Source organism: Mucilaginibacter sp. P1_A3 (genome assembly GCF_056406855.1).
Window position 1 is genome coordinate 252,268 of record NZ_JBFTZJ010000002.1, and the last position, 13,425, is coordinate 265,692.

The following is a 13,425-nucleotide window of genomic DNA, read 5'->3' on the forward strand; positions in this document are numbered from 1 at the left end:
TCCGGCATCGTAAAAAATCAAAATATGTACTAAATTGCCTCTGTATTATATAATATGGAAATGTTTATGAAGAAGGTATCTGTACCCGGTTTTTTGTTTGTTTGCCTATCAACTTTAATGGTTAATGCTCAAACGAAACCTATTGATAACAGTAAAAACTGGGTTAGTCGTTCAGATAATTTTACTCAGATGCTCATCGCGTTGGATGAAAAATATTCTCCTGAATTTGGTTCAACAGAGGGCTTAACAATTTACGATAACCAAATAAGCGTACCTACACTGGCCAACCAACTGGCCGAACGAAAAGAAGAGGAAGCTTTGGTTGTTAAGTTTGCAGATGCATTAAAAATAGAAAAAGACGCAAAGGTAGCCCAGGACCTTAAAATCTTGATTGATCATTTAAACCTGGGTTTTCGTCAGCAGGATTTCGCAATGCAACGCCAGGTGCCATTTAATAACGCTGCAAATGCGGTTTATAGCGGCCTTGAGATTTTACTTGATGACCAAACCCCGGCTGAGCGACGCCCTGCTGCCCTGATACGTATTCGCAAATATGCAGGCCTTGAAAAAGGTTACCGTCCGCTAACGGCAATATACCAGGAACGTGTTAACCAGCAAATTGCAAAAGGGAACATGATCTATCCCTCTAAACAACAAATGGAGCTTGAACTTTCCCGTAATGCCAGTATAATGGAAGGCATCCCGGAGCTTTGCAAAAAGTTTAATCTCACCGGGTGGGAAGAGCCTTATGCCGTATTAAAAAAACAGGTACAGGATTATGACCAATGGACACGTGACCATGTACTATCCAAAGCACGTACAGATTTCAGGCTTCCGGCCGAAGAATATGCTTTGAATCTTGAAGCTTATGGCATTGACCTCCCACCAGCTGAATTGGCAAAGCTGGCCCACGCTGCCTTTACCGATATCCAGGAGCAAATGAAACCCATTGCGGCGCAGATTGCTCAAAACAGGCATTTGGCATCTGCCGATTATCGCGATGTGATAGCCGCCCTTAAAAAGGAACAGATTCATGGCGACTCTATCATACCGCTGTATCAACAGCATTTAAAAGATATTGAAGCTATTATTCGCGAACATCAATTGGTAACCTTGCCCAGCCGGCCGGCCATCATTCGTTTAGCAACTGCTGCCGAAACTGCACAAGGTCCTGCACCACATATGGTGCCGCCACCATTTTTAAATAATACAGGTCAGCGTGGTGTTTTTGTTTTACCGCTAAACATGCCACCTGCACCAGGCGAGAAGAGTGGTGCTAAATTTGATGATTTTACGTTTGATGCCGCATCATGGACAATTACAGCACACGAAGCCCGCCCCGGTCACGAACTCCAGTTTGATAAAATGGTAGAAGAGGGCGTTTCAAAGGCCCGTGCTTTATATGCTTTTAATTCAACTAATGCAGAAGGCTGGGGACTTTATTCTGAGTACATAGTTCGTCCGTATATGCCTTTGGAGGGCCAGCTGGTATCACTGGATTATCGCCTGCTAAGAGCCGCCCGTGCATTTTTAGATCCCGAGTTGCAGGCCGGTACGGTAACTCAGCAGCAAGCGCTTGATATTTTAATGAAAGATGTTGTTCAATCCCGTGCATTTGCACAGCAAGAGGTAGACAGATATTCACTAAAAGCTCCCGGTCAGGCTAATAGCTATTTTTATGGGTTTATTAAAATGCTGGCCTTACGCAAAGATGCAGAGGCCGCTTTGGGGGATAAGTTTAATGCCCTGCGTTTTCATGATTTTATCCTTTCGCAAGGTTTATTGCCACCAGCGCTGATAAAGGAAGCTGTTATGAATGAATTTGTTGTTGCAGATAAAAGCCGCTAACCATTTTAATCAGCAGCCGTCGTAAATTCCCGGTTAACGCTTGCAATCAATGTTTTAAATGATGATTCGGCGTTAATATATTTTGCAAGTAGTTTAAACTGGTTTTTAGCCCTGGTTAAATTATGCCCCGGATATTGTGCGCCGTAATAAACATCATTATTCAAAAAATCGGTTAAAAAGCGCAGTCCCTGCATATATATCATCAACTTGCCAGAGAAAATGAAAAGCTGCTTTTCGGTCTCTGTCAGGATGCTGCCCATTTCAGACATATAGCCTTTGTATATGGCCCTGAAGAAATCTTCGCGGATATATATTTTGTCAAGATTGGTTTCTTCTTCATTGGCGGGCGAGAGGTAGGTACGCATCATATCGCCTACATCGCTTAAATAATAGCCCGGCATAACGGTGTCCAAATCAACCAGGCAAAGCGCGTGCTGCTTATCATCAAATAAAACGTTGTTGATTTTAGTATCGTGATGTACAGCCCTTAACGGAATTTCGTTATTGGCAACTAACTGATTATAGGTCTGTAGAATATTATAGTGATTGTAAACCTCTTTTATTTCGGTATCAGCTTGTGCTAATTTAACAGGGTCAGCATGTTGTGACGCAGTTTTAAACTGATCGAACCGAAGTTTCAGGTTGTGAAAATCTGATAAGGTGTATTTAAGCAGGTTTATATCAAAATCATTTAACAAGTGGGTAAATCTGCCAAACTGCAAAGCAGCTTCGTAGGCTTCTTTTTTGTCTTCTAAAAAATTTACGGTATGCGAGCCATCTATAAATGGAAATAACCTATAAAATTTACCATCTGACGATTGAACAATAAATTCACCTGTAATAGTTTGCAGCGGCGCCACAAACAGATAATCGGGGTTGGTGGCATTTAAATATTCTTTTACCAATGCCAGGTTATTAACTATATGATCGGGTTTTTTAAAAACGCTGGTATTTATTTGCTGAAGGATATAGGCTCCACCATCGCCGCTAAGCTTGTAAGTAAGGTTTATTAAACCGGAGCCAAAAGCCTGGACATTGTATTCAGAAGCGCTTAATCCAAAGCTTATCAGTATATCATCAAACATATTATTCTGGTTAACTAATCAAACATACTTAATAGCTCAGTGAAACTGATGCGCAAACGTTTGAGTGTTTTTTTTGATGGTTTATTTCTTGTTCTCGACCAGTTGCGATTCTATAATGATCTTGTAGTAGGCACTTTGCTCATTGGTGCCTTTATCCTGGTGATGAAGCAGGTCCATAAGTATATCGGTAGCTTTTTGCCCCTGTAAATAAGGAAATTGTTCAACAGAAGCCGCGGGTATGTTCTCCATATAATTGATCAAAGGTAAGTTGGCATAGCTTACAAACTCAAGGTCCTTATTTATTTTTATGTTAAGTTTTTGGGCATATTTAATAGCAAAAAGCGCTACATAATCATTAAACGTTACAACGGCTGTAGGCTTTCTTTTGCTGGCCAGCAATTCATCTAACGCTTTTTTTGTACCTTCTTCTGTCAGGTCGCAGGATACAATGAGCGAAGGATCGTACTTTAACCTGTTTTTGGTCATGGCTTTAATATAGCCTTCTTTTCTTTCGCCGGTTGCTACCATGGTTTGTGGTCCGTTTATCATGCCAATTGCGCGGTGCCCCTTTTTTAGCAAATAGCTAACAGCTTCAATAGTACCTATTTCCATGTTACAGGCTACGTAGTGTATGTTGGGCATAGGAGGTATCCGGTCAAAAAACACTACGGGGATATTATACTTCTTTAAATTTTCAAAATGCTGAAACGAAGAAGTGTTTTTACCCAGAGATACCAGCAATCCGTCAACCCGGTGATTTTTCATTTTCTCCACGAGTTGTCGTTCTTTTTGCTCATCATCATGTGATTGTGCAAGCAGTACGGTGTAGTTTTTTTTGTAAGCCGTATCTTCAATCGCGCTTATGGCCGATGAGAAAAATGCCTCAGAAAGCTCGGGTAAAATAACACCTATGGTATGAGTTTTTCCCTTTTGTAAAAATATGGCAGTTTGGTTAGGCTCATAATTTAATTCGCCGGCAAGTTTTTTAATCTTGGCGCGGGTGGTAAGTCCTATGCTGGGATGATCATGCAAGGCCCTTGAAACTGTGGAAACCGATATACCCAGTAATTGCGCTATCTCTTTTATAGTAGTTGGTTTTGATTGCATTATCCCCAGGGCTATTAGTATGTTTTGTGAATTTAAAGTTAGGAGATTATTACGATATTATTGTCAGCGTGTGCCGCTTTGCAAACGTTTGCGTGTTGTTTAGGCATGTAAATCATTTTAATGCACCAGCTTATTAACTAATTTCATCACAGCTTAAAAATAGTCGCTGCTAATTACTATTTTAAATTTTTAATAACCTAAAATATGAGTGCTAATACAATAGCCGTTAAAAACTGGGGCATGGCAAATGGCAAGAACGTTGTGCTTTATGACCTTCATAATAAAAACGGTGTAAGCGTTTCGGTTACAAACTTTGGTGCATCAATCCAGGCAATTAATATTCCCGATAGAAATGGTAATGTGGCGGATATTGTTTTAGGTTATGACGATGTGGAAGGGTATATCAATGACCCATATTACACGGGAGCCATTGTTGGCCGTTTCGCTAATCGTATAAACGGGGGATTGGTTATGCTTGACAATGAACAGCATCAGCTAACTGTTAAGCCCGGGGGATTTCATCACCACGGCGGCGCTATCGGTTTTAATAAAAAAGTATGGACAGCCAGGCATTTTACCCAAAAAGATAAAACGGGCGTAGTACTGGAATATATAAGTCCCGATGGAGAGGAAGGTTTTCCGGGCGAGCTTACCACAACGGTTACATATACTTTAAATAATCAAAATCAGCTTATTGTTGATTTTGAGGCTAAAACCACTAAAACGACATTGGTTAATTTAACGCAGCATGCTTATTTCAACCTATCAGGGCAGGGCGGCAGTTCAATTTTGGGGCATGAGCTGATGATGCCCTTACAAAGTTATCTGCCTGTAAATCAAATGCAGGTGCCCACTGGTGAAGTTGCAAGGGTTGAGGGTACGCCTTTTGATTTTAGGGAGGCAAAGCAAATTGGAGAACGGATTGGACAGGAAAACGAACAACTGATATTAAGTACGGGATATGATCATTCGTGGGTAATTAAAGAAGCCGACTCAGATAAACTGCTCATGGCGGCAAGTGTAGTAGAGCCATTAAGTGGCCGGATACTCCATGTGTACACAACCGAGCCTGCCGTGCATTTATATACGGGTAATTTTATCGAAAATAATTCCCCAGGGAAAAATGGCGCCAAATACATGCACAGAAGTGGTTTTTGCCTGGAAACACAGCATTACCCTGATGCACCAAATCACGCGGAATTTCCATCTACAATATTAAAACCGGGCGATACATTTATAAGTAAAACAATTTTTGAATTTGCTATAGACACCAATTAATGGATAACTATGGCCAGTTTTCAAACGTTTGCGTTGAATTAATACCCTTTATTCTTTACTAAAATACTGAATGCGAGTACATTTATAAAACGGTAAGTTAATACTTTACCAAAAGATCAACTATGAAAAAAACGATCAATAATTACACAGCTATTTTGGGTATACTATTTTTTAGCAGTACGCTTTTGGCTAAAACACCGGTAGCTACAGATACCACTTTACGCAAAATTATACCGGTAGGCGGCAACGCCTGGGCAGAGGCTCCGGCCACTATTACCGACGATGGTTTAACCCACTGGACAAGTGCCACATCTGTAAGCACTGTTTACTTTAGGGTTTCTGTAAAACAAACTATTCAATTGTTTTTAAGATTAAAGGTGCACCAGGGAACGAGCACCATAAGGGTAATTGCAGGCAATACTGTCATAGATAAAAAAATCAGCAATACGGCTTTTGATACCATCGCTATTGGTAAAATAAATGTAACACATCCGGGCCATATCCGCCTAAAATTGCAGGGTATCAGCAAAACGGGTGATGTATATGCCGATGTAAGCGACGTAATCATTAAAGCCCCAAAAGCGGATGACGATGTAGTTTATGTAAAGCAAGGCAGTTCGTTTTATTTTGGAAAAAGGGGGCCATCTGTACATTTAAGATTTGACGTTCCGCGTAATATAGAGAGTAAAGTAAAATGGTTTTATAACGAAATCAGGGTGCCTAAGGGCGGCGATATTATGGGATCATATTTTATGGCCGATGGTTTTGGACAGGGCTATTTTGGCATGCAGGTAAATTCACCTACAGAACGCAGGGTGTTATTTTCTGTATGGAGCCCCTATGAAACACAGGACCCCAAGAGTATTCCTGAAAATATGCGTATTAAACTAATCCATGGCGGCGAGGGCGTACATATAGGTGAATTTGGTGATGAAGGTTCTGGTGGGCAAAGTTATATGAATTATCCATGGGTGGCCGGCCAAAACTATGCCTTTTTATTAAAAGCAGAACCTGATGCGGCTACAAATTCAACCACCTTTACTGCCTGGTTTAAAGATGTTAGTGCTAATAAATGGATGCTGATAGCCAGCTTTAGCCGCCCCAAAGTGGCTACATATTTAACCAACTTATACTCATTTGTTGAAAATTTTGATCCCGATTACGGCGATAAAACGCGCAAAGCATTTTTTACCAACCAATGGATAGGCGATACCGCTAACAACTGGCTGGAGCTAACCAAAGCGATGTACACCGGCGATGCAACAGCCAACGCTAACTACAGGAAAGATTATGCCGGTGGCGCCGATGTTACTGGTTTTTACTTGCAAAATGGTGGTTTTTTTGATGATTATAAGATGCTGCGCACCTTTATTGACAGGAAACCGCTTGGCGTAAAACCAATTATCGACTTGGATAAATTACCCTTAAAATAAACTATTGGCATACACGTGCCGCTAATTATAAAACAATAAATGGAAAGAAGAGAATTTATCAAAAACAGCGCGATAGTTGCCGCAGGATTTAGCATATTACCTACCGGCAGTTTGTTTGCTTCGGCATCAGCTAAAGTAAGATTAGGTTACATAGGTGTTGGCGCCCGTGGCATGAGCCACATTGCGGAAGGTTTGCTGCGCGATGATGTTGAGGTAGTGGCTATTTGCGATACGCAGGAACATTCGCTAAAAATTTGTCGCGAATACATCGCCAAAAAAGGACATGCCCCGGTAAAGGAATACACAGGCGGTTTGGATGCCTACAAAAAACTGTTAGACCATAAGGATATTGATGCTGTGATCATCGCTACTCCATGGCAGTTTCACCACTCACAGGCAATTGATGCCATGAAAGCCGGTAAATATGTAGGCTGTGAAGTTATTGCAGGCCTTACGGTAGAAGATCACTGGGATATTGTGCATACATCCGAAAAAACTGGAATGCCATACATGACCCTGGAGAACGTTTGCTATCGCCGGGATGTAATGGCAGCTCTTAATATGGTACGCCAGAACCTTTTTGGCGAGATTATTCATTTGGAAGGCGGTTACCAACATAATTTAAGACCGGTATTATTCAATGATGGTAAAGGCAGTTACGGCAACACCGGTGTTGAGTTTGGCCCCAACGCCTTAAGCGAAGCACAATGGCGTACCCAGTTTAATATAGATGTAGATGGCGATATTTATCCAACTCATGGTGTAGGCCCATGTATGCATTATGCTAATATTAATGCTGGTAATCGTTTTACCAACCTCGTGTCTTTTAGTTCAAAAGCTCGTGGTTTAGGTGCTTACATCGAGGAGCTATCGCCGGGCCATCCCAATGCAAAGATCAACTACAAAAATGGCGACGTAACTACTACCATGATCAACTGCGCAAATGGCGAAACGGTGATGCTAAGCCATGACACGCATTTGCCACGCCCATATTCCTTAGGTTTTAGGGTACAAGGCACCAAAGGCTTATGGATGGATGTTAACAAGAGCGTTTATATCGATCATCAATCTAAAGAGGATGATTCCTGGGATCCGGCAAAAGTATGGTTCGATAAATACGATCACCCGTTATGGAAAAAATATGAAAAGTTTGCCGAGGGAGCCGGCCATGGCGGTATGGATTGGTTTGTATTCAACGCCTTTGTTGAATCTGTTAAACAGAAAAAGCAAACACCAATTGATGTTTATGATTCAGTTACCATGAGTGTGATCACCCCGTTATCAACCAAATCCTTAAAAGAAGGCAACGCAAGTGTCAATTTTCCTGATTTTACAAAAGGCAAATGGAAGGAAAGGAAAAATACATTTGCATTGGATGATAGCGGGTTTTAGGTAATAATTCAGGCCATAATAGTAAATGTTTATTGCTCCGTGCCTACCTGTGACGTTTTTTTGCAAAAAAAAACTTTTTGTCATCCTGAACGATAGTGAAGGATCTATTATTCGCCATGCATCTTCGCCCTGTAGATCTGCGAATAGATCCTTCACTATCGTTCAGGATGACAAACCTTTTAAAACGTCGCTTCAACCTTTAGAGTTATCCAAATTTTATCAACCACTTATTGCAAATTGTAGAATCTCAGCCTTAGGAAGTTTTTAAAACTTCGTAAGGCTTTAGCCGCTTGTGATTACCCCTTCAGCGTTCCAGGATTTTAAATCGTATCACGTCTGACAGGCGTACGCTAATCTTTCCCAACTCCCTCAAAATCAAAAAATTCCGTCACCTTACCAAATTGGGAAGTTTTTGATCCAAAGCCCCAAAATTCTTCTTTAAAAATGGCTTAAATCCTTGCAGATCTGCGCTCCTTGCGCCATTTATTACCTGCAATTTGCTATTTATCAAACGTTTGCGTAATCAAAGTTTCTTCAAAACAAACGTTTGCGCTGTGTTTGCGTGGGCATTTTTAAGCCTATATCTCTAATTTCCAATATTCAAAAACAATCAAACCATTATTAAAACGCAACAATTAATTAATACTAACACCCAAAATGTATGATTAAAATTTACACACAACTTGATCCGGGTTCCTCAAAAAGTACTTTTTCAAAAAAGAAGCTTTATGGTACCCTTTTTAAAATGATCTGCTGTTACCTTTTTTTGCTGCTGCCAACACTGGCAAGTGCACAGACAGTTATCACCGGTAATATTATTGACAAAGGCGGTCCAATAATAGGTGCTACCGTAACTGAAAAGGGAGTTAAAAATACAACCTCTACAGATCTTAACGGGAAGTTTAGAATTACCCTTAAAGGGAATTCAAAAGTGTTGGTTGTATCATATATAGGATACAAAACACAAATGGTAACCTTAGGCAGCTCAAATGAAATAACGGTAACCTTACAGGAAGATCTTAACAAACTGAACGAGGTAGTAGTGGTAGGTTACGGTTCCGTTAAAAAGAGCGACCTTACCGGTTCTGTAAGTTCGGTAAAAAGTGATGATCTTAACCTTGGTGGTACTACGTCCAACTTAGGCCAGGCTATACAGGGTAAGGCAGCTGGTGTGCAGGTACAACAATCAAGCTTTGCGCCGGGCGGTACTATTTCTATTACCATCAGGGGTGGTAACTCTATTAATACAAGTAATTCACCATTGTATGTTGTTGATGGTTTTATTACCGATAACGGTAACCAGATAAACCCTAACGATATTGAAGACATCCAGATATTGAAGGATGCATCTGCAACAGCTATATATGGTTCACGTGGTGGTAACGGTGTGGTGCTGATCACTACTAAAAAAGGGAAAATAGGCAAGGTAGCTATCGATGCTGATGTATCAAACGGGCAGCAGTACTTAACCTACCATCCGTCGTTATTAAACGGGCAGCAGTATACCGATATTCAGAATGCTACCGCTATTGAAGATGGCAAACCGGCTATATTTCCATCAAACTTTCCGTTGGCTAATACAAACTGGTTAAAATCAGCTACACAAAATGCAACAGTGCAAAATCGTAACCTAAGCATCAGCAGTGCTGATAAGGACTCAAAAATTTACGTATCCGGTAATTATCTGAAACAACTTGGGGTATTAAAAAACACCAGCCTGGAAAGATACACGGCAAGGATAGGCGCCGAAAAAACACTTAACGAAAACTTAAAATTAGGCGCTAATTTTTACGGCGCAAGCTCAAGCTCAACACTGCAATCTTATTCTGGCGATATTACTGCGCCATTGTTTGGCCTTTTAACTGCACAGCCCAACATCCCCGTTTATAATGCCGATGGTAGTTATTATGTATACCAGGGTAAAAACAACGCCTTGGCAAGCCTTTTGGAGCCAACCAACAAAAGCGGCAGCAAACTAATAAACGGTAACATATCTTTAGATTATACCTTATTTAAAAATCTTACCTACCACTTAGGCGCAGGTAGCGAATACAGCCAGGTTACTGCCGGGCAGTACACCCCAAGAACACTGGTAGCAGGTAAAGCAAACGGTGGTATAGCTACCGAGCAAATGTCTACTGCCTTTAGATGGTTGGTTGAAAACTATTTGACTTATAAATATAACTTTAAAGACCATGCGTTTACTTTATTGGTAGGTAACTCCAACCAAAGGGATGTTGCTGAATCATTAAGTGCCGGTGCTAAAGGTTTCCCTACAGATGTGTTCCTGTATTACAATCTGAGCGCAGGTTCAACTGTTAACGGTTACAATAGCGGTAAATCAGAATCATCACTTACAGATTATTACGGCAGGTTAAACTATTCATACAAGGATAAGGTTCTGGCAACATTTACTTTAAGGGATGATGCTTCTTCAAAATTTGGTAGCAATTTCAGGCATGGTATTTTCCCGTCAGGAGCTCTGGCTTATAAATTTACCGATGAGGATTTTATCAAAAACTTAAACACTTTTTCAAATTTAAAGCTTAGGGTGAGCTATGGTGTTACCGGTAACGACAGGATTAACAACTACCAGTACCTGAGTACATTTGGTAACTATAGCACTGTATTGAGTGATGGTGGACCGCTGCAGGTAGGTATTGAGCCTTCGAGCCTATCAAACCCTAACTTAAAATGGGAAAGTACGGCACAACTTGATGCAGGTTTAGATGTGGGTTTTGCCGATGGCCGTATCAACGCTACTGTTGACGTTTATCGTAAAAAAACCTCCGATTTGTTGATCAATATCCCAATTGGTCAGTGGTGGGGCTTTAGCACCCAGTTAGTAAACGGTGGTGCTATCGAAAATAGGGGTATCGAACTTTCTGTAAACACGAACAATGTACGTTCAAAAGGCTTTGCCTGGAATACCAGCTTCAACATAGCCTACAACAAACAAAAAGCGTTGGATTTGGGTGGTATCAAAACAATTAGCAGCAATACTGCCAATCCAAGCGGCACCGTTTCTGGTCGTGAGTTTTCAAGACTGGAAGTAGGGCAGGAGTTAGGCGAGCTATATGGCTATGTTTATGCAGGAGTACTAAAAACGGGTGAAACCTATGCACCGCAGCCAAATTCAAAACCGGGCGATCCTAAGTATGCAGATGTTAACGGGGATGGTAAAATAACCCCTGATGATCAAAAATATTTAGGTAATTCAAACCCGCACTTCACAGCAGGTTTTGGTAACGATTTCCATTACAAAGGTTTCGATCTCAACATTTTTATCCAGGGTGCCTTTGGTTATAAATTATTTAACATGAACAGGCTGGTGTTGGAGTCAACAACAAGTACTGATGCGTTGAACAGGTTTGTTGCCGGCAAAAACGAAAATACAGGTATCCCGCGTGAAGGTTATTTCCTGAGCACTTATGGTGGTTATGTGAACTCCCGTTTTGTTGAAAATGCTTCTTATGCCCGCTTAAAATCAGTTTCATTGGGTTATAGCTTCCCTTCATCATTATTCCAGAACATTAAAATTGTACAGGGTATAAGGATTTATGCCGAAGCACAGAACCTGATTACCGTAACCAATTATAAAGGTACCGATCCAGAGGTGAACGTTCACACTGGTAATACATCAGGCGGATTGGATTTTAACTCTTTCCCCGCATTCAGAACCTTCGCATTTGGTATTAAAGTATCTGTTCACTAATAAATAAGCATCCCTTAGCGGATCAACATAAAATTAAAGCAAATGAAAAAATATAATATTATCCTGATCGTAGCGGCGATGTTTTTGCAGTTGTCCTGTAATAAAAACCTCGACCCAAAGGTATATAGCAGTTTAACCAGTATCAATGCTTTCCGTACGCAGTCTGATGCGATAGCTGCGGTAAATGCAGTTTATGCACGCCTGAAAGGCCCGGCTGTTGGCGATAACTTTGACTATTGGACGGTAAGGCACTTTGCCCTTACAGATTTAACTACCGATGTAGGTCACTGCAGCTACAGTGGTGATCCAGGCCAGCTTTCACTGGTTCAATGGAACTCGGCAAATGGGTTATTAGCTGAGGATTGGAAACAGATCTACAAGCTGATAGCTGACGCAAACAACGCAATATATAATGTTTCGGCTATGACAACAATTGGAGCTGATTCGAAAAATCAGTTCCTGTCCGAAATGAAATTTTTGCGCGCTATTGCCTATCTGGATCTTACCGATGCCTGGGGACCTGTAGTATTGGTTACAGAAAAAGATGTGGCTAATCCTAAATATACCAGCCAGCCACCGGTTACACCTGTTGCGCAGATAGATGCGCTTTTAATAACTGACCTGGAAGCGGCCATAAACACTTTGCCTGTTGATTATAAAAGCAATAAAATTTACGCGACAAATGATGTTGGCCGTGCTACAAAAGGAGCAGCCATGACCTTATTGGCTAAATTATATTTACGCCAGCATCAATGGCAAAAAGCGGCCGACCTGACCAAGCAGGTTATGGATCTTAACGTTTACCAGTTATTTCCAACCTATGCTGGCTTATTTAAGGAAGATAACAAATGGTGTTCAGAAAATATCTTTTCGGTATTGAGCGATGCTAACGTTAATGGTACCGAACTATTAAACCACTTTGGCCCGCTTGATCATCCTGTATTAACCGATAGATGGCAGTATTACGCCGTAACCTGGGATTTTTACAACAGCTACGATGATCAGGACGATCGTAAAAAAATGTTCTTTACAGAGTATGCTGGTGTTGATGGCTTAACGCACAAACAAGCACCAACTTTGGGTGCTACACCACCGGCAGGTATTTTATACATGCCTGATGTGGCAACCATGAAATATGCCGACCCGAATGGCGCAAATACTTATTATGATGGCCACAGTGTTGATATTTTGCGGTATGCCGATGTATTATTAAGCAGAGCAGAGGCTCTAAATGAGCTTAACGGCCCAAATGCCGAAAGCATTTCATTAATAAACCTGGTAAAAGCAAGATCGCATGCTAAATTGCTGGTACAAAGCGCTTTTACCCAGGCAACATTACGCGATGCACTTTTACAGGAACGTGGCTGGGAGTTATATTACGAAGGCAAAAGACGTGCTGATTTGATGAGGTTTGGTAAATATGCCGAGGTAGTAAATGGCTATCTTAAAAGAACCAGCCAAACGCAAACGGTGGTTATGCCTCGTGATCAGTATTTCCCTTATCCTTTAAACCAGGTTAATATTAATCCTAATTTAAGTAATGCGGGCAGGCAATAAGTATTGTTAG

8 protein-coding genes are annotated in these 13,425 nt (G+C 41.0%); 6 read left to right on the plus strand and 2 right to left on the minus strand.

Annotated features, from left to right (window positions below):
- Positions 1 to 66: 66 nt before the first annotated feature.
- Positions 67 to 1,848, plus strand: coding sequence for a DUF885 domain-containing protein (locus tag AC1D0K_RS05295; protein ID WP_477394466.1), 1,782 nt, complete (start codon positions 67 to 69; stop codon positions 1,846 to 1,848).
- 5 nt (positions 1,849 to 1,853) lie between these two features.
- Here AC1D0K_RS05295 and AC1D0K_RS05300 read toward each other — a convergent pair whose 3' ends face one another.
- A complete protein-coding gene (locus AC1D0K_RS05300; protein WP_477394468.1) occupies positions 1,854 to 2,933 on the minus strand; it encodes a phosphotransferase enzyme family protein in 1,080 nt (359 codons plus the stop codon).
- Between the two features lie 81 nt (positions 2,934 to 3,014).
- Positions 3,015 to 4,040 (minus strand): LacI family DNA-binding transcriptional regulator, encoded by a 1,026-nt coding sequence (locus AC1D0K_RS05305; protein WP_477394471.1) that lies wholly within the window; start codon positions 4,038 to 4,040, stop codon positions 3,015 to 3,017.
- Between the two features lie 204 nt (positions 4,041 to 4,244).
- Between AC1D0K_RS05305 and AC1D0K_RS05310 the strand changes: the two genes are divergently transcribed.
- The 5 genes from AC1D0K_RS05310 to AC1D0K_RS05330 all read left to right on the plus strand — a co-directional run bounded on the left by AC1D0K_RS05310 (position 4,245) and on the right by AC1D0K_RS05330 (position 13,415).
- Positions 4,245 to 5,318: an aldose epimerase family protein gene (locus AC1D0K_RS05310; protein ID WP_477394473.1), complete on the plus strand. Its 1,074-nt coding sequence runs from the start codon at positions 4,245 to 4,247 to the stop codon at positions 5,316 to 5,318.
- Between the two features lie 122 nt (positions 5,319 to 5,440).
- The gene (locus AC1D0K_RS05315) at positions 5,441 to 6,751 is read left to right on the plus strand and encodes a DUF3472 domain-containing protein (RefSeq protein ID WP_477394475.1); all 1,311 of its coding nucleotides are present in this window, start codon (positions 5,441 to 5,443) and stop codon (positions 6,749 to 6,751) included.
- Positions 6,752 to 6,790: 39 nt separating this feature from the next.
- Positions 6,791 to 8,143 (plus strand): Gfo/Idh/MocA family protein, encoded by a 1,353-nt coding sequence (locus AC1D0K_RS05320; RefSeq protein WP_477394477.1) that lies wholly within the window; start codon positions 6,791 to 6,793, stop codon positions 8,141 to 8,143.
- Positions 8,144 to 8,804: 661 nt separating this feature from the next.
- On the plus strand, positions 8,805 to 11,858 hold the full coding sequence (locus AC1D0K_RS05325) for a SusC/RagA family TonB-linked outer membrane protein (RefSeq protein WP_477394479.1): 3,054 nt from the start codon (positions 8,805 to 8,807) through the stop codon (positions 11,856 to 11,858).
- A 42-nt stretch (positions 11,859 to 11,900) separates the two neighbouring features.
- On the plus strand, positions 11,901 to 13,415 hold the full coding sequence (locus AC1D0K_RS05330) for a RagB/SusD family nutrient uptake outer membrane protein (RefSeq protein WP_477394481.1): 1,515 nt from the start codon (positions 11,901 to 11,903) through the stop codon (positions 13,413 to 13,415).
- The last annotated feature ends 10 nt before the right edge of the window (positions 13,416 to 13,425 follow it).